Origin of the sequence: Isoptericola sp. NPDC056134, from assembly GCF_042264825.1 — a bacterium.
Lineage (GTDB): Bacteria > Actinomycetota > Actinomycetes > Actinomycetales > Cellulomonadaceae > Isoptericola > Isoptericola nanjingensis.
Genome location: NZ_JBHJVM010000015.1, coordinates 25,961 through 47,508, shown reverse-complemented (window position 1 = coordinate 47,508; position 21,548 = coordinate 25,961). Strand labels below are relative to the sequence as shown.

Sequence of the window (21,548 nt, the reverse complement as noted above, 5' to 3'; positions counted from 1 at the left end):
GTAGTACCTGACCACGGGCCAGGAACTCCCTCGGCACGGGCGCTGCTACCTCGGCGCAGAGGTCAGAGGTCGATGCCGAGGCCCAGGTCGTCGAGGCGCACCGGGTCGCCGGTGGCCAGCGAGCGGTTGCCGGCGTAGCCGATGCCGGACGCGCGCAGGCCGTCGCGGAAGCCGGCGGCGCGGCCCAGCGGGTCGGCCTCGGTGCGGCCGCGGAAGACGTCGGCCAGGAGCAGGGCGTCGCCGCCGCCGTGGCCGCCGTGCCCGACGGCGACGATCGGCCGCTCCTCCGCACGCTCCCAGTGCTTCTGCACGACGAGCCGCTCACCCTCGGGGCGCACCGTGTCCTCGCCGAAGGTCGCGGTGAAGCTCGGGTCCACGGTCGCCTTGCCGTCCGCGCCGAAGACGACGGACCCGCGCTCGACCACCTCGAGCTCGGCGCGGCCGCGCGAGCCGTTGACGACGACCCGGTACCCCTCCCACGGCGCGCTGGCCGTGAGCGAGTAGGTGAGCACAGGGCCGCCGGCGTACTCGACGACGAGACCGAGGGTGTCCTCGGTGGTGATGCCCGCGTCGAAGACGCTGCGGTCGCGGCGGTAGCCGTCCACGGCCTGCGCCTCGGGACCGTACAGCTCGGAGAGGTACGGGTCGGCGTCGACGTCGATGCGCCACGGGTCAACGCCCTGGTCGTTCAGCGCCTTCTCCCCCGCCGTCGGCTCGTAGCCGGACGCGTGCGCGGCGTCGTCGCCGTAGAACCGGCGGCCGCCGCTGGCGAAGACGCGCAGCGGGACGGCGTCGATCCACCAGTTGACGAGGTCGAAGTGGTGGCTGGACTTGTGCACCAGCAAGCCGCCGTTGTTGACCTTCTCGCGGTGCCAGCGGCGGAAGTAGTCCGCGCCGTGCACGGTGTCGAGGGCCCAGTCGAAGTGGACGCTCAGCACCTGCCCGATCTCCCCGGACGCGATGACCTCGCGCAGCGCGGAGTTGCGCGGCGAGTAGCGGTAGTTGAACGTCATCGTGAGGTCGCGGCCCGTCTCGGCGACGGCGTCGGCGATCTGCCGCGCCTCGTCCTCGGTGGCGGCGATCGGCTTCTCGACGACGACGTCGACGCCCGCGCGGAGCGCCCGGGAGACGAGGTCGGCGTGCGTGTTGTCGACCGACGTGACGACGAGGCGGTCGACCCGCTGCTCGTCGAGGGCCTTCTCCAGGTGGTCGGGGTGGTAGACGGGACGCTCGCCGCCCACGGCGGCGGCGACCTTCGCCTCGTGCACGGCCGCGCGCACCGGGTTGGGCTCCACCCAGGCGACGATCTCGCCGTCGGCGGCGTGGTCGCCGATCAGAGCGTTCACGTACATGCCGGCACGGTGGCCGGCGCCCGCGACGGCGTAACGGCGGCGCCCTTCGTCGGTCGAGCTGCCGGCGGGGGTGGGGACGGAGGGCATCGTCGATCTCCTTGGGTGTCGCCACGACGGCGACGTCGGGTAAGCGATTTCCGCCAGCCTACCCGAGCGCCGCCGTCCTCCCCACCCCCGCGAGGTAGTTCCCTTCGTGCCGAGGTAGTACGGATCTCGCCGAGGTAGTACGGATCTCGCCGAGGTAGTACTACCTCGGCGAGATCCGTACTACCTCGGCAGGGTTGGTACTACCTCGGCAGAGCCCGTACTACCTCGACGGGGTGATGACGACCTGGCCGGCCCAGGTGAAGCCGCCGCCGAAGCCGAAGAGCAGGGCCGGCGTGCTCGCCGGGATCCTGCCGGAGTGCCACCACTTGGACAGCCCCATCGGGATCGACGCCGCCGACGTGTTGCCGGACTCGGTGATGTCGGTGACGACGACGCGGTCCTCGAGCCCCAGCGACTTGGCGAGCGGCTCGATGATGCGCAGGTTGGCCTGGTGCGCGGCGAGGACGCCGATGTCGTCCAGCGTGAGCCCGGAGGCCTCGACGATCCGGCGGGCGCGGTCGGCGGCGCGGGTGATGGCCCACTTGAAGACGGCGCGGCCGTCCTGCGCGAACTTCTCCTGCGGCGCCTCGATCACCACCGCCGGGGTCAGCTCGGGCTCCGAGCCCCACACGACGGGCCCGACCGCCGGCGTGTCGGTGGCCTGCAGCACGGCCGCGCCCGCGCCGTCGGCGGTGAGGATGCAGCTGCTGCGGTCGGACCAGTCGGTCACGGCCGTGAGCTTCTCCGAGCCGACCACGACGGCGGTGCGCGCGGACCCGGCGCGGATCGCCTGGTCGGCGACGCCCACGGCGTACGCGAAGCCGGAGCACGCCGTGTTGACGTCGATGACGGCGGGCCCGACGACGTTGCGCAGGTCGGGCACCTCCTCGCCCTCGGGGGTGCTCGCCCCGGGCTGGACGCCGGTGCGCAGCGCGTAGGCGACGCGGCCCGCCGTGTTGGGCGACCGGTCGAACGCGGTGGTGGTCGCGACGACCACGAGGTCGACGTCGGAGGCCGCGACGCCGGCGTCGTCGAGCGCGTGCCGGGCGGCCCCCGTGGCCATGTCCGCGACGGTGACGTGGTCGGCCGCGACGTGGCGGGTGACGATGCCGGTCCGGGAGCGGATCCACTCGTCGTTGGTCTCGACGAGCTTCGCGACGTCGTCGTTGGTCATGACCCTCTCGGGCTGGTGGTGCCCGAGGCCGACGATGCGGGACCCGGCGGCGCCCGCCGGCAGCGTCAGGGCGGGTGCGGTGGACTCACTCATGGGAGCGATCATCCCACCGCACCCGCCCTGGTCTCACCCGTGCTCGCGGGGCGGGCGGCTCAGCGGCCGACCTTCTCCCCCGGCCGCGCCGGCGTCGTGTACGCCAGGGCCGGGGCGGCCGGCGTCGTCATCCCCTCGCCGAGGAAGTACGACGTGTGCGGCGGCTGGTTGTAGGCGGTGTTCTGCCAGGCGACGCCGAGCCGGTAGACCGGGTCGGACATCAGGGTGCGCAGCCGGTGCTCCGTCGGGATGACGGTCGTGGCGATCCGCAGCGCCGTCGAGTCCTCGGTGCGGGTGACGATCTCCTCGCGCCAGTCGCCGAACAGGTCCGCCTGCAGGGCGGGGTTGCCCTTGGTGTCGTTGTTCGACAGCGTGCCGGTCGCGCGGTAGAGCTCGACCTGCTCGCCGTTCTCGTAGTCCCACTTCGAGATCGTGGGCACGCCGGTGCGGGGGCCGTCGTCGAACTCGTGGTCGCCGATCTCCGCGAGCAGGTCGCCGTCCCAGTAGGTGAGGAAGTTGGCGGCGGGGATGGTGCTCCCGATCAGCTCGCCGGACGCGGCGTGCAGCTCGCCCACGCGGGAGTTCCATGCGGCGTCGCCCCCGACGGCCCAGCCCTCGGCGCCCGCGTACCGCGGGTCGATGTCGCCGGCGGCGGCGCGCCCGGTGTCGCGCGTGGCAGGGATCGACCAGAGCACCTCGCCGGTCGCAGCGTCGCGGAACGTCGCCCCGCGGTTCCCGGAGGCGCTCATCGACTCCTGGGCCGCGAAGACCTCGAGACCCGGCCGGGACGGGTCCAGGTCGCCCACGTGCAGCGCGTCCCCGTGGCCCAGCCCGGTGTTGTAGAGCGCGGAGCCGTCGTCGTCGATCGTCATCGAGCCGAAGACGATCTCGTCCCTCGCGTCCCCGTCCACGTCGGCGACGGACAGGTTGTGGTTGCCCTGGCCCTCGTACTGGTCGCCTGCCTCGTCGGAGTCGAACACCCAGCGTCGCGTCAGGTGTTCGCCGTCGAAGTCGTAGGCCGCGATCACGGCCCGCGTGTAGTAGCCGCGAGAGAAGATCGCGCTCGGGTGCTCGCCGTCGAGGTAGGCGGTGCCGGCGAGGAACCGGTCGACCCGGTTGCCGTAACCGTCGCCCCAGTCGGTGACCGTGCCGCGCGCCGGCGTGTAGTCGACCGTGTCGACCGCGGCGCCGGTCTCGCCGTCGAAGACGGAGAGGAACTCGGGCCCGGCCAGCACGTAACCGCTCGCGTTGCGGTGGTCCGCGTCCGCGTCGCCGATCACCGTGCCCGCGCCGTCGACGGTGCCGTCGGCGGTCTTGGCCATGACCTCGGCGCGGCCGTCGCCGTCGTAGTCGAAGACCTGGAACTGGGTGTAGTGGGCGCCCGCCCGGACGTTCCGCCCCAGGTCGATCCGCCACAGCTGCGTGCCGTCCAGCTCGTAGGCGTCGAGGTACACGTTGCCCGTGTACCCGCCCTTGGAGTTGTCCTGCGAGTTGGTCGGGTCCCACTTGAGCACGATCTCGTACTGCCCGTCGCCGTCGACGTCGCCCACGGAGGCGTCATTGGCGCGGTAGGAGTACGCCTTGCCGTCGGGCGTCGTGCCGTCGGCCGGCTTGTCGAGCGGGACGTCGAGGGTCTGGCCGTCCCAGACCCTGAACTCGTCCGTGGCCCACCGCTCGTTGCCCTTGCCCTTGCCGTTGCCGTTGACGGTGCTCACCCGGTACGTCGACGACGCCGTCCCGTCGGGGTCGACGAAGTTGGTCGAGTCCCTGACCGGACGGTCCGTGAGGCGCTTGCCGTCGCGGTAGACGTGGAAGCCGATCGCCTCGGGGTCGTCGCCGAGCATGCGCCAGCCGACGTACACGCCGTCGTCGGTGGACACCGCGACCGGGGAGCGGTCGAGGCGCTCGGCCTGCCGCTTCGGCGTCGTCGTGCTCGACGACGTCACGACGCCGTCCGACGCCGTGGCGGGCGCGGCCGACGCCGCGCAGACGACGGGCAGGACCAGGCCCAGCGCCAGCGCCCCGGCGGCCAGGGGGCGGCCCTTCCTTCGCGGTGATGCGGTGGGGTGGTGCAGGGGTGTCGTCATCGGTTCCCTCCGGTGGTCGTGGCCTCGTCGTCGAGGCGCGTGATGGTCAGTCCGTTGAGCCAGCCCGACGCGACGACGTCGAGCCGGCCGTCGGTCACCTCGACCGGCGCGAGCACGCGCGTCGAGGTGGTGCCGCGCCCGGCGTTGGCCGAGCCGCGGTCCTCGCCCTCGAGCGTCACGGCGAGGCCGGCGGTGCCGAGCATGTCGCCCCACTCGACGGCGACGGAGTAGGTGCCGTCCTCGACGTCGACGGCGATCGGCGTGCTCGCCGACGGCAGCAGGAAGTCGCGCTGCAGCGCCGTCGGCACCGGGTCGAAGCCCGTGCCGCGGTCGCGCCCGCCCGGGCCGGTCGCCGAGGTGAAGCCGTACCCCAGGCCCTGCGCGTAGAGCGTCGCGCCGTCGAGCGGGAGGTAGCCGTCCATCGTCACGGCGCCCGCGGGCTGCACGTCGAACCGGTAGAGCGGCTCCTTCGTGGTCAGCCGCAGGGCCTCGGACGGCGCGGAGTCGCCGCGGCCGTTCACCGCGACGACGCGCACGTCGTAGGAGGCGCCCGACTCGAGGCCGGTGAGGTCGACGCGTCCGATGGTGGACGTCGTCCGCAGGGCGTAGGCGTCGTCGCCGGCGTCCGCGTCCTTGAGCAGCACGCGGTAGATGTCCGCGCCGTCGACCGCGTCCCAGGTCAGCGTGGCGCCCGCGCCCGACACCGCGGAGGCGGCGAGCCCCGTGGGCGCGGCCGGCACCTCGGCGGGCGGCTCGGCCTCGACGACCTCGTCGGCCAGCGGGACGTCGAGGCCGGCGGTGTCCTGCGCGACCAGGCGCGCCATCTGGATCGCGCCGTACTCCTGGAAGTGGGTGTCGTCCTGCGTGCCGTCCGGACGGGCCGGGTAGACGCCCGCGGGCACCCACAGGAACACCGACGTGGCGGCCTCGGGCCCGATCTCGTCCAGGTAGGCGCGGCTGGAGGCGGACAGGTCGACCAGCGGGGTGCCGGTCTCCTCGGCGAGCGCCCGCGCCTGCTCGACGTACTGCGGGAACGAGACGTTCGCGTGCCCGGATGCGTCGAAGCTGCGTCGCGACACGGGGGTGACGAGGATCGGCGTCGCGCCGCGCTGCGTCGCGCCCTCGACGAAGGTGCGCAGGTAGTTGCGGTAGTCCGCCGGCGCCGCGTAGCGGTCGTCGACGCCGTAGCTGTTGTCGTTGTGCCCGAACTGCACGTAGAGGTAGTCGCCCGGGCGGATCTGGCGCAGCACCTCGTCGAGGCGGCCCTGGCTGATGAAGTTCTTGGACGACCGGCCGCCGATCGCGTGGTTGTCGACGGTCACCCCGTCGGACAGGAACCGCCCCAGCATCTGGCCCCAGCCGGCCTGCGGCGCCCAGTAGTCGGTGTAGGTCTGGACGGTCGAGTCGCCGGTGACGTAGACGGTGGGCTCGGCGCCCGCCTCGCGAGGCGCCTGCGGGGTGATCGTGAGGGCGGCGAGGTTCGCCGCCGCGCCCGCGAAGTCGAGGTTGAGCTGGCCGTCGACCAGCGCGATGTCGAACTCGGTCTCGAGGAACTCCCCCGCGGCCCTCTCGGTGGCGGGCACCTTGGCCATCTGCTCGGCGGTGATCGCGATGTCGGTGGCGGCCTCGGGATCGCCCGCGACGACGCCCACGGTGTAGTCGCCGTCGGGGAGGTCGACCACCAGCTCGGTGTCGCCCACGCGGACCAGGTCGGAGCGCAGCGGGTCGTCGCCGTCGCGCCGGACCGGGGTCACCTGGGCGGGGTCGACGAAGCCGACGCGGTGCGCCTTCGAGTACGCGGGACCCGCGACGATCCGCGTCGCTCCCGCCGCCGTCGCGCCGTTGCCGAAGTCGAGGGTGAGCCCGCCCTCGGGGATCTCCGGGTCCGCGACCCCGTCGCCCACCAGCGTGCCGACGGCGACCGCGGACGGCGCGGACAGGGTGCCGTCGGCGCCGATCGCCTGCGCCCGGTAGTAGTGCACGGCGGTGGTGCCGACGTCGTCGGTCGCGTAGACCGTGCGCTCGTCCGTGCGCGCGACCTCGGCGTACTCCCCGTCGACGGCGTCGCTGCGGGACAGCACGTAGCCGGCGGCGCCCTCCACCGCGTTCCAGCGCATCGACAGCGCGCCGTCGACGGCGCGGGCGACGCGGACGGCGGTGGGAGCGGGGACGTCGGCGGCCGCCGCGCCCGATGCGGCGCCGGCGGTGGCGGACAGGCCCGCGAGGACCAGGCCGACGGTCGTCGCGCCCGCGGCGAGGGCCCTGCGGGCGGGCCGAGCCGCCGGGCGACGGGGCGACTGGTGAGCGCTTTCCATCGATGGACGCGCTGGGCGGTTCTGTGCTGGCACTGGTGCTCACCTCGAGGTCTCGTCGTCGAGCCACCCTCGGCGGCCGTCGTCGGTCGTCGAGGTTGAATGGATTCAAGCAGGTGGTGCGCGACCATGATGCCCGTCGACCCGGGCAAGCACAACCCCAGGTCAGGGCAGCGTGCCGACCGCGTCGGCGGCGCGTCCGGTCCGCACGACTTCGCGCGGACCGCCGGTCAGGGGCGTTCCACCAGGCCGAACGGCACCGTGAGCACCGACCTGCCGACCTGCAGGTGGAACCGCGTCCGCCCGCGCTTCAGCAGCGTGCCGACGACGCCGTCGTACCGGCCCGGCGCGACCACCCGCAGCCGCTCCCCCGGCCGGACACCGGCCGGGTCCACCCGCGACGGCGCCTCCGCGGGCGCCGAGGTCCCGCTGGTCCGAGGCGCCCCGCCACCCGTCGCCGCGGGCGGGCCGAGCTCGGGCACCGGCCGGCCGCGGTACGTCCAGGTGAGCAGGAAGCGCCGGTCGAACACCGGCGAGCAGCGGGCGCACGCCTGCGGGCGCTGCGGCCGGCGGAAGCGCGTCACCCGGTGCCCGGCCGGGCACCGGCCGACCCAGTCGCCCTCCACCTCGGGGCTGTCGTCGCGCACCACGCGCCGGCCCGTGGAGCCGATCGACCGCGCCGTCGCGCGCCAGACGGCGTCGTGCCCGTGCCGCGCGCCGGCCAGCGCGTGCGCGATCTCGTGCAGCACCACCTCGCGCACGTCCGCCTCGTCGTACAGCTCCGTCAGCGGCCCCGACAGGCTGATCTCGCGGCGGTCGTACCGGCACAGGCCCGCGCGCCGCCGCGCCCGGTCGAACCGGAACGTCCAGCCGGACAGCCCGTGCTCGGCCATCAGGCCGCGCGCCAGCCGGGCGGCGTCCTCCCGCTCCATCCGTCACCCCCCCGCCGTCCGGGCCCGTCGCGTCCGGCCGCCGAGCCGCGGCCACCCGCAGGACGCTAGCGGCCCCCGCGGACACCCCCTGCCCGTCGTCCACAGGTCGCGCGTGCCACCGTGCGAGCGTCAGACCCCGGCCTCGCGGGAGAAGCCCTCGATGTGCGCCTTCACCGCGGCGGAGGCGGCCTCGGCATCCCCGGCGGCGACGGCGTCGAGCACGGCGCGGTGCTCGGCACGCAGCCGCGTGGCGGTGCGCGGCCACGACGGCAGCCGCTCGATCCCGACGGCGACGTACCCGCCGATCGCGCCTCGCAGCCCGGTCATCACGGCCTCGACCAGCACGTTCCCGGCCATGCGCACGAACTCCAGGTGGAACGCCTGGTCGAGCTCGAGGAACTCCGCCGGCTGGACGTCGTCGTCCTCCATCCGGCCCAGGAGCCGGCGCGCCTCCTCGAGGTGGGCGGCCGCGCCGGGCGCGAGGTCCGTCGCCCGCTCCGCCGCCTGGGCCACGGCCCAGGACTCGAGCAGCACGCGGGTCGCGACGACGTCCCGCACCGGCAGCGTGCCGGTGGCCACGTGCAGCCGCACCGCGGCGCCCAGGCCGGCGGCCGGGCGGTCGATGACGACGGCGCCCGCGGTCGGCCCGGAGCCGACGCCGGGGCGCACGATGCCGAGCGCGTCGAGCACGCGGATCGCCTCCCGCACGGAGGGCCGGGACACGCCCAGGTCCTCCGCGAGCGCCCGCTCGCCGGGCAGCCGCTCGCCGAGGCCCCACCGGCCGGCGGCGATGCCCTCCTCGAGGTGGGCGAGAACTCGTTCGTGGGTGCGCACGGGCTCAGCGTAACGACCGCACGGAGCAATGGTCTGACCACATCCGCTACAGTGGCCGCTCGGCGCCGCCGCCGTGGCGCCCCCGACCCGCCCGGGTCATGCTGGACCGAGCCGAACGGTGGCTGACCACAGCCGTACCGCAGCGGCCTGGCGCCGGCACCGCACGAGCACGACCGCACGAAGCACAGAGGAGTCGCATGCGCATCGCCCTCGCCGCCACCTGTCTCGCCGACACCCTGTTCCCCGGGGCGCCGCGCGCGACCGTGCGGCTGCTGGAACGCCTCGGCCACGAGGTCGTCTTCCCCGCCGACCAGGCGTGCTGCGGGCAGATGCACGTCAACACCGGCTACTTCCGCGAGGCGGTGCCCGTCATCCGCAACCACGTGGAGACGTTCGCGCCCGTGGCGGACGGCGAGTGGGACGCCGTCGTCATGCCGTCCGGCTCGTGCACGGGGTCGGTGCGCCACCAGCAGGCGATGGTCTGCCGCCGCGCGGGCCTCGAGGACCTCGCCGCGACGGCGGAGGCGGTGTCCGCCAAGACGTACGAGCTGAGCGAGCTGCTCGTCGACGTGCTCGGCCTCACCGACGTCGGCGCCTGGTTCCCGCACCGCGTCACCTACCACCCCACCTGCCACTCGCTGCGGATGCTGCACGTGGGCGACAAGCCCCTGCGGCTGCTGCGCGCCGTCGAGGCCATCGACCTGGTGGAGCTCCCGGCGGCCGACTCGTGCTGCGGGTTCGGCGGCACGTTCGCGCTGAAGAACGCGGACACGTCGGCCGCGATGCTCGAGGACAAGACGGCGAACGTGCGGGGCACCGGCGCCGAGGTGCTGACCGCCGGCGACATGTCGTGCCTCATGCACATCGGCGGCGGGCTCTCCCGCCAGGGCACCGGCGTCCGCGCGCTGCACCTGGCGGAGGTGCTCGCCTCGACCCGGGAGGAGCCCACGCCCCTGCCCGAGACGACGTTCACGCGCCCGGAACGCCGGCGCCCGGCGCGGACGGAGGCCACCCGATGAGCCGCACGTTCCTCGGCCTGCCGCGCACGCTGCGCCGCCCCGACGACGCGGGGGCCGACCAGCCGTTCGGCCCGGTCCCCCACCCGCAGGAGCCGCTGCGCTGGGGCGACGACTTCCCCGCCGCCGCCAAGCAGACCCTGAAGAACGACCAGCTGCGGCGCAACCTCGGCCACGCCACGCAGGTCATCCGCACCAAGCGGGCCGCCGTCGTCGGGGAGGTGCCCGACTGGGAGGCGCTGCGCGACGCCGGCTCCGCCGTCAAGCAGCAGGTGATGGCGCAGCTGCCCGACCTGCTGCAGCAGCTCGAGGAGAACGTCGTCGCGCGCGGCGGCGTCGTGCACTGGGCGCGCGACGCGGCGGAGGCCAACCGGATCGTCGCCGACATCGCGAAGGCCAAGGGCGCCGACGAGGTGGTCAAGGTCAAGTCGATGGCCACGCAGGAGATCGGGCTCAACGAGGCGCTGGCCGACGAGGGCATCGCCGCCATCGAGACCGACCTGGCCGAGCTCATCGTGCAGCTCGCCGACGACATGCCCTCGCACATCCTCGTCCCGGCCATCCACCGCAACCGGTCGGAGATCCGCGACATCTTCCTCGCCCGCATGGGCGACGCCCCGCCCGACCTGTCGGACGTGCCGCGCGAGCTCGCCATGGCGGCCCGCGCGCACCTGCGTCGCAAGTTCCTGTCCGCCAAGGTCGCGGTGAGCGGCGCCAACTTCGCCGTCGCGGACACGGGCACGCTCGCCGTCGTCGAGTCGGAGGGCAACGGCCGCATGTGCCTCACGCTGCCCGAGACGCTCGTGACGGTGATGGGCATCGAGAAGCTCGTGCCCACCTTCGACGACCTCGAGGTGTTCCTGCAGCTGCTCCCCCGCTCGTCGACCGGCGAGCGGATGAACCCGTACACGTCGATGTGGTCGGGCGTGACGCCGGGCGACGGGCCGCAGGAGTTCCACCTGGTGCTGCTCGACAACGGCCGCACCGACGTGCTCGCCGACGAGGTCGGCCGGTCCGCGCTGCACTGCATCCGCTGCTCCGCGTGCCTCAACGTCTGCCCCGTCTACGAGCGGGTGGGCGGTCACGCCTACGGCTCCGTGTACCCCGGGCCGATCGGCGCCATCCTCACGCCGCAGCTCACCGCGTCGACGGGCGGCGTGTCCGGGCACCACGACCCGAACGCCTCGCTGCCCTACGCGTCGACGCTGTGCGGCGCCTGCTACGAGGTGTGCCCCGTGAAGATCGACATCCCGTCGATCCTCGTCGACCTGCGCGCCCGCGAGGTCGACGCCGACCGGTCGTCGCGCGGTGTCGACCCCTGGAAGACGGCCATGAAGGCGGCGTCCTGGGTCATGGCCGACGGCGACCGGTTCGCCCTCGCCGGCCGTGCCGCCACGCTGGGCAGCGGGCTCGGCGGGCGGGATCACGCCGTCTCGGTGGCGCCGCCACCCGCGTCGGCGTGGACGAAGGCGCGCGACCTGCCCGCGCCGCCCCAGCAGACGTTCCGGCAGTGGTGGCAGGCCGAGCACGAGAACGAGGAGGGCGCCCGATGAGCGGGGCACGCACCGAGGTCCTGGCGCGCGTGCGGGCGGCGCTGGGGCAGACCGGCTCCGGCACGACGCCGTCGGGCAAGGTCGGCACCGCGCCGCACCCGGAGCCCGTGCCGCGCGCCTACCGTGCCGCCGGAGAGCACGCCGTCGGCTCGCCCGAGGTGCTGGAGCAGCTCGTCGACCGGCTGGTGGACTACAAGGCCCATGTGCACCAGGTCGCCACCGACGCCCTGCCCGCCACCGTCGCCGCCCTCGTCGCCGAGCTGTCAGGACCAGCGCGGGACGTTCCCGGCGCCCGCCCTGACAGGTCCGTGCGGGTGGTGGTCCCCGACGGGCTGGACGACGCGTGGCTGGCGGCGCTGCCGGCGGACGTCGACGTCGTGCGGGACTCGCGCGAGCGCCCGCTCGCCGCGACGGAGCTCGACGCCGTCGCGGCTGTCGTCACCGCGGCGCGGGTCGCGATCTCCGAGACGGGCACGATCGTGCTCGACGGCGAGCCCGACCAGGGCCGGCGCGCGATCTCGCTGGTGCCCGACGTGCACCTGTGCGTCGTGCGGGCGGACCAGGTCGTGCAGACCGTGCCGGAGGCGGTCCGGCTGCTCGGCGAGCACCCGGACCGCCCTCTGACCTGGATCTCCGGTCCCAGCGCCACGTCGGACATCGAGCTGGACCGCGTGGAGGGCGTGCACGGCCCGCGGACCCTGCACGTCCTCCTGGTGGGCTGACCCCGCCGGCCCGAGCCGTACGGGTCAGCCGAGGATCGCGGCCGAGCCGAACAACGCCCAGTCGTTGAGCACGTGCGCGGTGGCGGAGGCGGTGAGGTTCTTGGTGACCAGGTAGGGGATCAGGAGGATCACCCGCGCGGTGCCGATGACCAGCACGCACTGCAGCACGTTCCAGCCGTAGGTGGGCAGGTGCAGCGCCGCGAACAGGAGCGTCGAGACGACCACCGCGAGCACCAGGCTCGACCGGCGCGACAGGTGCAGCACCGACATGCCGAGCGTGAGGACGGCGAGCAGCGGCAGGACCGTGAAGACCTCCTCGCCGACCAGCTGCGGGATCATCGCGAGGAACGTGAGCACCTTGTCGAGGCCGCCCTGGGCGGCGATCGTGCCGCCCATCGGGTTGGGCTGGGCCCCGACGAGGACCGAGACGAGCGCCCCCACGAGGAACGACGCCAGGACGTTCGCGACGGCGATGCCGACGGCGAGCAGCCCGGCCCGCGGCCGCAGCCGCTGGAAGAGCCGGCCGACCGTCCCCGGCGCGACCAGGTGCAGCGTCAGCAGCGGGATGCCGGCGAACAGGGTGCCGCGCAGCGCGAGCGCCAGCCAGGCCGGCCCGGGGACGGCGACGAGCAGGTCGCACGCGGCGGCCACGACGACGGACGCCATCAGCACCGCCCACCGGCGGCCGGACAGCCGCACCGGGTCCCCGGCGTAGAGGGGGAAGTCCGGGGCCTGGCCCCTCGTGGGCACCTCGTGGGTGGTGACGCTCCTGCTGGTCATGGTGGTCATCGTGCGCTCCTGGCGTGCGGGTTGCTCGGTGAGGCCCCGCCCCTCGACCGATGCCTGCTGCATCGATGACCCCAGGGTGCGCGCCGGGCACCCCCGCGGTCGTCGTGCTGGCGGGTGGACCTGCGCGTACTCCCCAGGGAGTACGCCCGACGACGGAGCGGCGGGCACCAGCGCGGCTCAGCGCGGCTCGACCAGCCCCGACCGGTAGGCGATGACGACGAGCTGGGCGCGGTCGCGGGCGCCGGTCTTCGCCAGCGCCCGGCTGACGTGCGTCTTCGCCGTGAACGGGGACACGACGAGCTCCTCGGCGATCTCGTCGTTCGACAGCCCCTGGCCCACGAGGGCCACGACCTCGCGCTCCCGTTCGGTGAGGTGCGCGACGAGACCGGGGTCGATGCCGCGCGCGGCGTGCGGGCCGCTGCCCAGGTGCGCGACGACGGCGCGCGTCGCCGCGGGCGACAGCAGCGCCTCGCCGGCCGCGACCGTCCGCACGGCGGCGACGAGGTCGGCGGGCGCCACGCCCTTGCCGAGGAATCCGCTGGCGCCGGCGCGCAGCGCGCCGAGCACCTCGGCGTCGCCCTCGAACGTCGTGAGGACGACGACGCGGACGGCCGCGAGGTCCGGGTCGTCCGCGATGCGCGCGGTGGCGGTGAGCCCGTCGGTACCCGGCATGCGCAGGTCCATGAGGACGACGTCGGGACGCAGCTCGCGCGTCAGCCGCACCCCCTGGTCGCCGTCGCCGGCCTCCCCCACGACCTCGACGCCGTCGGCGTGCCGCAGCAGGGCGACGAAGCCGCCGCGGATGAGCTCCTGGTCGTCGACGACGAGCACGCGGACGGTCATGCCGGTCCCTCCTCGGAGCGGGTGGGGGTCGGGGCGGGGGCAGGCAGCTCCGCCCGCACGACGAACTCGCCGCCGCGGGGGCCGACCTCGAGAGCCCCGCCCACCGCCGCGACGCGCTCGCGCATGCCGAGCAGCCCGTGCCCCGTCGACGGGGCCGCCGCGACGCCGCCCGCCGCGGCGCGGGTCACCGGGTTGACGACCTCGACACCGAGGCCGTCCGGCGTCCACGCGAGCGTGAGGCGGGCGCTGCCGGCGCCGTGCTTGTGCGCGTTGGTGAGCGCCTCCTGCACCACGCGGTAGGCGGCGAGGTCGACGACGGGGACGAGCGGCCGGGCGTCGCCCTCGACCCGCACGTCCACCCGCAGCCCGGTGGCGCGCACGGCGTCGAGCAGCGCGTCGAGGCGGGCGAGCGACGGCGCCGGCGCGGCCCGCTCGGGTGCCTCCTCGTCGCCGCGTCGCAGCAGGTCGAGCAGGGTCGCAAGCTCCCGCAGCGCGTCGGCGGACGCGGTGCGCACGTGCACGAGCGCCTCCCGCGCGGCGTCGGGGTCGTCGACCAGCAGGGTCTCGGCGACCCCGGACTGCACGCCCACGACGGCGACCTGGTGCGCCAGCACGTCGTGCAGCTCGCGGGCGATCCGCAGCCGCTCCTCCGCGACGGCGCGGCTCGCCTCGGCCTCGCGCGTCGCCTCGGCGCGCGAGGCCCGGTCCCGCGCCGTCGTCAGCTCCGCCCGCCGGGCCGCGACGACGAGCCCGACCACGGCCGCGAGCGCCAGCAGGAGCGGCACGGCCGCGACCACGCCCGAGCCCGGGCTCGCGCCCCGCAGCAGGAGCACGCCGTCGAGCACGACGGCGGAGCCCGCCGCGGCCAGGAGCCCGAGCCGGCGCTCGCCGAGGGAGACGACGGTGTAGACGGCGATCGCCAGCGGCAGCAGCAGCGCCCCGCCCGGTGCGGCGGCCGCGGTCTCCGCGACGCCGAGCACCGCGGTGACGGCGAGGACGACGGTCGGGTGGCTGCGGCGCCAGAAGAGCGCCGCGCAGGAGATCACGGTGGCGGCGGCGCCCCACGGGACGAACGGCATCGCCCCCGTGGCCCACAGCGAGACCGGGAGGGCGAGCACGACGACGGCGACCGACGCGTCGAGCGCGACGCCGGCGGCCGGCCGGGGCGCGCGGTCCTGCACGTCCGCAACGTACCCGCGGGCGGGGCGGCGCGCCCGCCGGTCGGGTCCCGGTTTCGACAAGCATGACCGCCGCCGCCGAGAATGGGTGCCCGTGACCGACAGCGCGCCGCCGACCGACGACCCGGCGAACGAGTCCGACGCCCTCTTCGAGGTGCCCCCCGGCGCCCGGCGCCCCGCGCGGCGGATCGTGCTGCTCACGGGGCCCTCGGGGTCGGGGAAGACCGCGCTCACCCGGCGGCTCGGCCTACCGGTGATGAACCTCGACGACTTCTACCACGACGCCGACTTCCCGGGGATGCCCATGCGGTACGGCATCGTCGACTGGGACGACCCCCGCAGCTGGGACTCCGCCGCCGCCCTCGACGCGCTGCGCGCCGTGGTGCGCGCCGGCCGCGCGGACGTGCCCGTGTACGACATCCCCACCTCGCGCCGCACGGGCGGCACGGTGCTCGAGGCGGGCGACGCGCCCGTCGTCGTCGCCGAGGGGATCTTCGCCGCCGAGCTCGTGTCCGCGTGCCGGGCCGACGGCATCCTCGCCGACGCGATCTGCCTCAGCCAGCCGCGCGTCATGAACTTCTGGTTCCGCTTCCTGCGCGACGTCGCCGAGTCGCGCAAGCCGCTGCCCACGCTGGTGCGCCGGGGATGGGGGCTGCTGCGCGCCGAGCCCGCGCTGGTGCGGCGGTGGACGGACCTCGGCTGCCGCCTCGTCACGCCCGCGCAGGCGGAGCGGGACATCCGCGCGCTGCTCGCCCCCTGATGTCCTTTCGGTGCCGGCCACCTCGGCGCCTACGGTGGGCGCATGGCAACGGTGCGGAAGTTCCAGGTGACCTTCGACTGCGCGGAACCGGAGCGGGTCGCCCGGTTCTGGTGCACGGTGCTCGGCTACGTCATGCCCGACGGCGTCGACTGCGTCGCGCAGGACCCCACCGGCGAGGGCCCGCGGCTGTACTTCCAGCGCGTGCCCGAGGGCAAGGTCGTCAAGAACCGGGTGCACCTCGACGTCCGCGTCGGCACCGGGCTGGTCGGCGACGAGCGACTGGCCGCGCTGCGGGCCGAGCAGGCCCGCCTCGAGCCGCTGGGCGCGGTCTACCTCTACACGCAGTACGCCGACGGCGAGGAGGAGTCCTGCATCACGATGCAGGACGTCGAGGGCAACGAGTTCTGCATCGACTGAGACCCGCTACGCGGGCAGCGGCTCGTCGAGCAGCGCGAGGAGGCGCGTCGTCGTCCGCCAGGTCCGCACGGTCATCTGCCGGAACGCGGGCATGCCCATGAGCCGGGTGATCCGGGTGCGCCGTGCCTCGGCGGCGACCCGGGAGAAGTAGACGACGCCCGGCCCGGGCGCGACGGCGTCGACGCCCTCGCGCAGCTCGGGCATCTGCGCCAGCACCTCCCGGGCGGTGAGCGGGTGCTTGAGGAAGAAGACCTCGCTGCGCAGCGCGCCGGAGGAGTGGTCGGGCGGCGCGGCCGCGACGGTGGCCGCGAGCTCGTCGCGGGAGCGGACGAGCGTCGGGACGGCGAAGCCGAGGCGGGCGGCGAGCATCCGCTCGATCGCGTCCTCGAGCTCGGGACCGCTCGCCGGATCGGCGGCCAGCAGCACGTTGCCGCTCTGCAGCACGGTGCGGACCTCCCCGTGGCCGCCGTCGCGGAAGCACGCCACGAGGTCGGTCATGGCGACCCGGTGGTGGCCGCCCACGTTGATCCCCCGCAGCAGCGCCACGGACGTCGGGGGGCGCGGGGACGTGGCCATGGGGACACGATGGCACGCGCCCCCGACGTGACGGCGGGCCGCGATGCCCAAGACCTGCCCATCCCCGGGCCACGACGCGTCATGAGAATGTCACACGCCGGTCATCCGCCTTACACCATCGCCGCTCACGCTGGGGGCAGGAGGTGGTCCCCATGGCCGAGCAGGACGTCCAGCGCACGATCGAACGGCGCGACGAGCACGGAGCGGTCCGCGTGCTCTCTCTCTACGAAGGCTTCTTCAGCGGCGGCGCGCGCGTGCTGCACTCGTCGGTCGTGGCCGGCCTGCACGCCCAGGGCCGCCAGCGGCACGCGGCGCTGAGCGTGCACGACGAGGTGCGGCGGGACGCCGCACTGCAGCGGATGGTCGACGACCGCCGGTACCGGCAGCTCAAGGCCGCGGGGGTCCGCGTGACGTCGCTCGGCCGGTCCTCGGAGCTGCCCCACGACCCGGAGGCCCTCACGGACGCCGAGGCCGAGGTGCTGACCCGCGAGCTGCGGCGCACCGACGTGGTGCTCTCGCTCAAGGAGCAGCCGCTGCGCCTGCTCTCCCGGCCCGACGTGCTGCCCGACCGGCCGGTGGTCGCCTGCCTGCACCGCTCCGACCCGGAGCACCAGGGGTCGGGCCTGGGGCACCTGCTGCGCGCGGCGGACGACGGCCGGCTCGCCGCCGTCGTCTGCTGCGCCGAGTCCACGCGAGCCGCCTACGAGGCCGCCGGCGTGCCCGCGCACCTGCTGCGCGTGATCCCCAACGGGGTCGACCTCACCCGGTTCCGCCCGGCCCGCACCGCGCGACGCCTCGCGTTCCGCGGGGCGCACCGGCTCCCCGCGGACGGGACGGTCGTCGCGTACGCCGCGCGCTACGACGCGATGAAGAACCCCCGGCTGTTCGTCGCCGCGGCCCGCGAGCTGCTGGCGGGCGACGCCGACGCGCACGTCGTGATGTGCGGGTCCGGCATGAGCGCCGCCAACCCGGACCTCGCGGCCGACCTGGACGACGCCTTCGCCGACCGGCCCGACCTGCGGGGCCGCGTCCACCTGCTCGGCGTGCGCCACGACATGGAGCAGGTGCTCGCGGCCTCCGACGTCGTCGCGCTGACCTCCGCGTTCGGCGAGGCCGCGCCGCTGTGCCTCATCGAGGGCGCCATGTGCGGGGCGGTGCCGGTCACCACGCCGGTGGGCGACAGCGCGCGGATCGTGGACGGCATCGGCCTCGTCACCGGCTTCGACCCGGCGGAGATCGCCGCGGCGTGGCGCGAGGCGGCGGCGCGTCGGGACGCCCTCACCGGGGCGCTCGTCGCGGCGCGGCCGCGGTTCAGCCACGTGCGCATGCTGTCCGCCTACGCGGCGACGATCGAGCGCGCCCACCGCGGGCTGGGGCTGACACTCGCGCGCGCCTGACGCCGGTCAGCGCGTCGAGTCGCGGAGCTGCACCTCGAAGTCGACCTCGGTGACGGCGCCGGGCGCGGCGTCGCCGACGGCGGCGCGGACGGCGAGGCTGCCCATCTCCTCCAGCGGGATGCGCACGGTGGACAGCGCCGGCGCGTGGTCGCGCAGGGTCGGGACGTCGTCGAACCCGGCGACGCGCACGTCGCGCGGCACCTCGACCCCGAGCTCGCGGAGGCGGGCGATGAGCCCGATCGCCATGACGTCGGTGACGGCGAAGACCGTCAGCGGCTTCTCGGCCGCGCGCTCGCGCACCAGCTCGGCGACGTCGTCGCCGGCCGCGTACCCGCCGTCGCGGGAGAACTCGGTGACCAGCACCTCCGCGACGTCGCCGCCACCCGCACGGGCGGCGGCGGTGAACGCGTCGGTCCGCTCGCGCGACGTCACGACGCGCGCCGGCCCGCCGAGGACGACGAACCGCCGCTGCCCCTGCGCCAGCAGCGCCTCCGCGAGGGCGCGGGCGCCGGTCGCGTTGGGCGGGCGCACCACGGAGCCGTCGCCCACCGGCTGGCCGACGATGACGGACCGGCCGCCCGCGGCGACGAAGGCGTCGAGCTCGGCCGCGAGCGCGGCGTCGTCGTCGGGGGTCCACCGGGTCCCGGCGACGACGACGGCGTCCACGCGCTGGGCGGCGAACGCGGCCACGGCCTCCCGCTCCGCCACGGGGTCGCGGCCGGTCGACGCGAGCAGCACGAGCCGCCCGCTGGCCCGGGCCGCGGCCTGCGCGCCGGCGGCGATCGAGGAGAAGTAGGGGTCGGAGATGTCCTGCACGACCAGCCCGAGCAGCCCCGACCGGGCGCGCGCCAGGGCCTGCGCCTGCGCGTTCACGACGTAGCCCAGGTCGGCGGCCGCGGCCTTGACCCGCGCGACCAGCTCGGCCCCGGGCTGCCGCGCCGAGCCGTTGAGCACCCGCGACGCCGTGGCGAGGGAGACCCCCGCACGGTCGGCGACGTCCTGCAGCCTCGCTCGGGCCACGAGCACACCTCCATCTCCGGGGCGGCCGGTACCCGCCCGACGCGGGCACTCCGGACGTGCTCGCCGGTGCACAGCCTATCGGCGCACGGAAAACGTCTTCCGTCGACGCCCGGGACCCGACCGAGGCGGTCGCCCGGGGTGCGGCGCCGCGAGGGCCGCCGAGGCCCGCACCGATAGAATCGGCCCGTGCCCAGGACCAGCAGCTCGACCGCGCGCCCCGTCCCGCGGCGGGCGCTCGCCGACCACGTGTTCGACGAGCTGCTCTCGTGGCTCATGGACGGCACCCTGGCGGCGGGCAGCAGCCTCAACATCGACGGCATCGCCCGCGACCTCGACGTCTCGCCGACCCCCGTGCGCGAGGCGCTCGCCCGGCTCGAGGCCACCGGCATGGTGCGGCGGGTCGCCCTGCGCGGCTACTTCGTCACCCCGGCGCCGACCACCAAGGAGCTGACGGACCTCATGGACGCCCGGCTCGCCGTCGAGCCGGCGAACGCGTACTTCGCGTGCGAGCGCGGCGACGAGGAGTTCCTTGCCGGGCTCGAGGAGGCCGTCGCGGAGCTCGAGAGCTCGCCCAACGGCCCCACCTACCAGGAGTTCCGCGACTACTGGGAGGCCGACGAGCGCTTCCACGCCCTGGTCGCCCAGGCGGCGGACAACTCCTACCTGCAGGCCGCCTTCGCCGCCCTCGGCGGGCTCGCGCAGCGCTTCCGGCAGTTCTCGGGCAAGGGGGTCACCGACAAGGCCGTGGCGGTCGAGGAGCACCGGGCGATCCTCGACGCCATGCGGTCGGGGGTGCCCGAGCGGGCGCAGGAGCTCATGCGCCGGCACATCGAGGGGGTCCGGACGCGGTCCCTGTCGGAACGCGAGGAGCCGGCACCCCCGCCGAGCGCGTAGCTCTGCGGGGGTGCCGGCTCCCAGCGGCAGGGGTCAGACCCGCGCGGCACCCCGGCCCTCGGTGCCCGGCACGTCGGCACCGGGCTCGACGGCGTCGTCCGCCCGCTGCATCCGCACGACGGCACGCCGCGCGACGAACGTCCCGGCCGCGCCGAGCAGCAGCACCACCATGAGGAAGTACATGCCCGCCTCGGTGCTCCCGGTCGCCTGGGTGAAGAGGCCCACGACGTACGGCCCGATGAAGCCGCCGAGGTTGCCGAACGAGTTGATCGCCGCGATCGCCACCGCGGCCGTGGCACCGGCGAGCACGCCGCTCGGCAGGGACCAGAAGACGCCCGCGATGGAGTACACGCAGAACGCCGCGAGGGACAGGGCGGCGAGCTGGAGCACCGGCGACGCGACGGCGGCGCTCACCCCCATGCCGATCGCGGACCCGACGAACAGGCAGGCGAGCGGCACCCAGTTGTCCCGGAAGTGCCGGGCCGCCCAGCGGGACGTCACCAGCACGCCCACGAGCGCGAACAGGTACGGGACGTCGGTGAGGATCCCGGTCTGCAGGGTGGAGGTGGAGAACTGGTTCACCACCTGCGGGAGCCAGAACGACAGCCCGTACACGCCGACCGTCGAGGGGAAGAACAGCAGCGCGAAGACCAGCACCCGCTTGTCGATCAGCGTGCGCAGCGGGTTCTTGCCGTCCTCCTGCTTGCGCTCCGCCTTGTCCTTCTCCAGCTCGCGGGCGATCCAGTCGGACTCGTCCTTCGACAGCCACTTCACCCGGTTCGGCGACTCGGGGAGGAGCTTCCACGTCGGGATCGCCATGAGCACCGCGGCCGCGCCCACGACGAGGAACAGCCACTGCCAGCCGGACATGCCGAGGCCCGACACCCCGAGCAGCCAGCCCGCCAGCGGCGACATGATGATGAAGGCGAGCGGCGCCGAGATCACGAAGGTGCCCGTCGCCTTGGTGCGGTGCCGGTGCGGGAACCAGGTGGTGAGGTAGAAGATCACGCCGGGGTAGAACCCGGCCTCCGCGACGCCGAGGAGGAAGCGCAGCACGTAGAAGCTGATCGGTCCCTGCGTGAGGGCCATCGCGGCCGTGATGATGCCCCAGGTGACGAGGATGCGCACGAACCACATCCGCGGCCCGTACTTCTGCATCAGCACGTTGCTCGGCACCTCGAACAGGAAGTACGCGATGAAGAACAGCCCGGCGCCGAGGCCGAACGCCGCGTCGCCGATGCCGACGTCCGCGCCCATGCTGAGCTGCGCGAAGCCGACGGCGGAGCGGTCGATGTAGGCCACCGTGTAGAGGGCCACCAGCAGCGGCAGCAGCCGCAGCGTGACCTTCCGGACGAGGGCGGGCTCGTTGACCTGTGTCACGTTCGAGGACTCCTGTGTCTCGTGCGGGGGCACGGCTCGACGACGAGCCGTGCACGGGGGCCGGGATGGTCGAGGTGTTCGAGCCGATGATCGCGTCCTCGCGCGCCGCGGCCGAGATGCGGCCCAGCACGT

At 74.8% G+C, this 21,548-nt stretch carries 19 protein-coding genes; 7 read left to right on the top strand and 12 right to left on the bottom strand.

The genetic code is table 11. From position 1 onward, the window contains the following. Window positions 1–62: 62 nt before the first annotated feature. From ACFCZN_RS14900 to ACFCZN_RS14875, 6 genes are all read right to left on the bottom strand, one after another. The gene (locus ACFCZN_RS14900) at window positions 63–1,439 is read right to left on the bottom strand and encodes a Gfo/Idh/MocA family protein (RefSeq protein ID WP_430557251.1); all 1,377 of its coding nucleotides are present in this window, start codon (window positions 1,437–1,439) and stop codon (window positions 63–65) included. A 220-nt stretch (window positions 1,440–1,659) separates the two neighbouring features. Continuing rightward, a complete protein-coding gene (locus tag ACFCZN_RS14895; protein WP_430557250.1) occupies window positions 1,660–2,706 on the bottom strand; it encodes a beta-ketoacyl-ACP synthase III in 1,047 nt (348 codons plus the stop codon). Between the two features lie 59 nt (window positions 2,707–2,765). Further along, window positions 2,766–4,793: a rhamnogalacturonan lyase gene (locus tag ACFCZN_RS14890; RefSeq protein ID WP_430557249.1), complete on the bottom strand. Its 2,028-nt coding sequence runs from the start codon at window positions 4,791–4,793 to the stop codon at window positions 2,766–2,768. After that, on the bottom strand, window positions 4,790–7,108 hold the full coding sequence (locus ACFCZN_RS14885) for a GDSL-type esterase/lipase family protein (protein WP_430557248.1): 2,319 nt from the start codon (window positions 7,106–7,108) through the stop codon (window positions 4,790–4,792). The genes ACFCZN_RS14890 and ACFCZN_RS14885 overlap by 4 nt, the downstream gene beginning before the upstream one ends. Before the next feature lie 227 nt (window positions 7,109–7,335). Next, a complete protein-coding gene (locus tag ACFCZN_RS14880; RefSeq protein WP_429765086.1) occupies window positions 7,336–8,037 on the bottom strand; it encodes a SprT-like domain-containing protein in 702 nt (233 codons plus the stop codon). A gap of 129 nt (window positions 8,038–8,166) precedes the next feature. Next, window positions 8,167–8,871: a FadR/GntR family transcriptional regulator gene (locus ACFCZN_RS14875; protein ID WP_429765087.1), complete on the bottom strand. Its 705-nt coding sequence runs from the start codon at window positions 8,869–8,871 to the stop codon at window positions 8,167–8,169. Window positions 8,872–9,068: 197 nt separating this feature from the next. On the opposite strand from ACFCZN_RS14875, the gene ACFCZN_RS14870 reads away from it, so the two are divergent. From ACFCZN_RS14870 to ACFCZN_RS14860, 3 genes are read left to right on the top strand one after another with little or no spacing between them, the layout of a single operon-like run. Further along, on the top strand, window positions 9,069–9,890 hold the full coding sequence (locus ACFCZN_RS14870) for a (Fe-S)-binding protein (RefSeq protein ID WP_429765088.1): 822 nt from the start codon (window positions 9,069–9,071) through the stop codon (window positions 9,888–9,890). Then, a complete protein-coding gene (locus ACFCZN_RS14865) occupies window positions 9,887–11,440 on the top strand; it encodes a LutB/LldF family L-lactate oxidation iron-sulfur protein (protein WP_430557247.1) in 1,554 nt (517 codons plus the stop codon). Before ACFCZN_RS14870 ends, ACFCZN_RS14865 begins: the two co-directional genes overlap by 4 nt. Then, a complete protein-coding gene (locus ACFCZN_RS14860; RefSeq protein WP_429765091.1) occupies window positions 11,437–12,162 on the top strand; it encodes a LutC/YkgG family protein in 726 nt (241 codons plus the stop codon). The genes ACFCZN_RS14865 and ACFCZN_RS14860 overlap by 4 nt, the downstream gene beginning before the upstream one ends. A 24-nt stretch (window positions 12,163–12,186) precedes the next feature. Here ACFCZN_RS14860 and ACFCZN_RS14855 read toward each other — a convergent pair whose 3' ends face one another. The 3 genes from ACFCZN_RS14855 to ACFCZN_RS14845 form a co-directional block, all read right to left on the bottom strand. After that, on the bottom strand, window positions 12,187–12,951 hold the full coding sequence (locus ACFCZN_RS14855; RefSeq protein WP_430557246.1) for a CPBP family intramembrane glutamic endopeptidase: 765 nt from the start codon (window positions 12,949–12,951) through the stop codon (window positions 12,187–12,189). Window positions 12,952–13,128: 177 nt separating this feature from the next. Further along, window positions 13,129–13,794 carry a response regulator gene (locus ACFCZN_RS14850; RefSeq protein ID WP_430557245.1) on the bottom strand — a complete coding sequence of 222 codons (666 nt, stop codon included), beginning with the start codon at window positions 13,792–13,794 and terminating at the stop codon, window positions 13,129–13,131. Next, window positions 13,791–14,975 (bottom strand): sensor histidine kinase, encoded by a 1,185-nt coding sequence (locus tag ACFCZN_RS14845; protein ID WP_430557244.1) that lies wholly within the window; start codon window positions 14,973–14,975, stop codon window positions 13,791–13,793. Before ACFCZN_RS14845 ends, ACFCZN_RS14850 begins: the two co-directional genes overlap by 4 nt. 91 nt (window positions 14,976–15,066) lie before the next feature. Here ACFCZN_RS14845 and ACFCZN_RS14840 point away from each other — a divergent pair, with 91 nt between their 5' ends. Both ACFCZN_RS14840 and ACFCZN_RS14835 read left to right on the top strand, forming a co-directional pair. After that, complete coding sequence (locus ACFCZN_RS14840) at window positions 15,067–15,732, top strand: uridine kinase (RefSeq protein ID WP_430557243.1); 666 nt, start codon at window positions 15,067–15,069, stop codon at window positions 15,730–15,732. Between the two features lie 42 nt (window positions 15,733–15,774). Beyond that, window positions 15,775–16,149, top strand: coding sequence for a VOC family protein (locus tag ACFCZN_RS14835; protein ID WP_430557242.1), 375 nt, complete (start codon window positions 15,775–15,777; stop codon window positions 16,147–16,149). A gap of 6 nt (window positions 16,150–16,155) precedes the next feature. On the opposite strand, the gene ACFCZN_RS14830 is transcribed toward ACFCZN_RS14835, so the two are convergent. Then, window positions 16,156–16,725, bottom strand: a complete 570-nt coding sequence (locus tag ACFCZN_RS14830; RefSeq protein WP_430557241.1) for a DUF1697 domain-containing protein — start codon at window positions 16,723–16,725, stop codon at window positions 16,156–16,158. A gap of 152 nt (window positions 16,726–16,877) precedes the next feature. On the opposite strand from ACFCZN_RS14830, the gene ACFCZN_RS14825 reads away from it, so the two are divergent. Beyond that, window positions 16,878–18,122, top strand: a complete 1,245-nt coding sequence (locus ACFCZN_RS14825) for a glycosyltransferase (RefSeq protein ID WP_430557240.1) — start codon at window positions 16,878–16,880, stop codon at window positions 18,120–18,122. A 6-nt stretch (window positions 18,123–18,128) separates the two neighbouring features. Here ACFCZN_RS14825 and ACFCZN_RS14820 read toward each other — a convergent pair whose 3' ends face one another. Then, window positions 18,129–19,142 carry a LacI family DNA-binding transcriptional regulator gene (locus ACFCZN_RS14820; protein ID WP_429765103.1) on the bottom strand — a complete coding sequence of 338 codons (1,014 nt, stop codon included), beginning with the start codon at window positions 19,140–19,142 and terminating at the stop codon, window positions 18,129–18,131. 186 nt (window positions 19,143–19,328) lie between these two features. Here ACFCZN_RS14820 and ACFCZN_RS14815 point away from each other — a divergent pair, with 186 nt between their 5' ends. Then, window positions 19,329–20,036, top strand: a complete 708-nt coding sequence (locus ACFCZN_RS14815; RefSeq protein WP_430557239.1) for a GntR family transcriptional regulator — start codon at window positions 19,329–19,331, stop codon at window positions 20,034–20,036. Window positions 20,037–20,069: 33 nt separating this feature from the next. On the opposite strand, the gene ACFCZN_RS14810 is transcribed toward ACFCZN_RS14815, so the two are convergent. Beyond that, window positions 20,070–21,416, bottom strand: a complete 1,347-nt coding sequence (locus ACFCZN_RS14810) for an MFS transporter (protein WP_429765105.1) — start codon at window positions 21,414–21,416, stop codon at window positions 20,070–20,072. Window positions 21,417–21,548: the final 132 nt, after the last annotated feature.

Coding starts and splice junctions, on each gene's coding strand:
- ACFCZN_RS14900 (WP_430557251.1), bottom strand. CDS start 1,439: ATGCCCTCCGTCCCCACCCCCGCCGGCAGCTCGACCGACGAAGGGCGC.
- ACFCZN_RS14895 (WP_430557250.1), bottom strand. CDS start 2,706: ATGAGTGAGTCCACCGCACCCGCCCTGACGCTGCCGGCGGGCGCCGCC.
- ACFCZN_RS14890 (WP_430557249.1), bottom strand. CDS start 4,793: ATGACGACACCCCTGCACCACCCCACCGCATCACCGCGAAGGAAGGGC.
- ACFCZN_RS14885 (WP_430557248.1), bottom strand. CDS start 7,108: ATGGAAAGCGCTCACCAGTCGCCCCGTCGCCCGGCGGCTCGGCCCGCC.
- ACFCZN_RS14880 (WP_429765086.1), bottom strand. CDS start 8,037: ATGGAGCGGGAGGACGCCGCCCGGCTGGCGCGCGGCCTGATGGCCGAG.
- ACFCZN_RS14870 (WP_429765088.1), top strand. CDS start 9,069: ATGCGCATCGCCCTCGCCGCCACCTGTCTCGCCGACACCCTGTTCCCC.
- ACFCZN_RS14865 (WP_430557247.1), top strand. CDS start 9,887: ATGAGCCGCACGTTCCTCGGCCTGCCGCGCACGCTGCGCCGCCCCGAC.
- ACFCZN_RS14860 (WP_429765091.1), top strand. CDS start 11,437: ATGAGCGGGGCACGCACCGAGGTCCTGGCGCGCGTGCGGGCGGCGCTG.
- ACFCZN_RS14855 (WP_430557246.1), bottom strand. CDS start 12,951: ATGACCACCATGACCAGCAGGAGCGTCACCACCCACGAGGTGCCCACG.
- ACFCZN_RS14850 (WP_430557245.1), bottom strand. CDS start 13,794: ATGACCGTCCGCGTGCTCGTCGTCGACGACCAGGAGCTCATCCGCGGC.
- ACFCZN_RS14835 (WP_430557242.1), top strand. CDS start 15,775: ATGGCAACGGTGCGGAAGTTCCAGGTGACCTTCGACTGCGCGGAACCG.
- ACFCZN_RS14830 (WP_430557241.1), bottom strand. CDS start 16,725: ATGGCCACGTCCCCGCGCCCCCCGACGTCCGTGGCGCTGCTGCGGGGG.
- ACFCZN_RS14825 (WP_430557240.1), top strand. CDS start 16,878: ATGGCCGAGCAGGACGTCCAGCGCACGATCGAACGGCGCGACGAGCAC.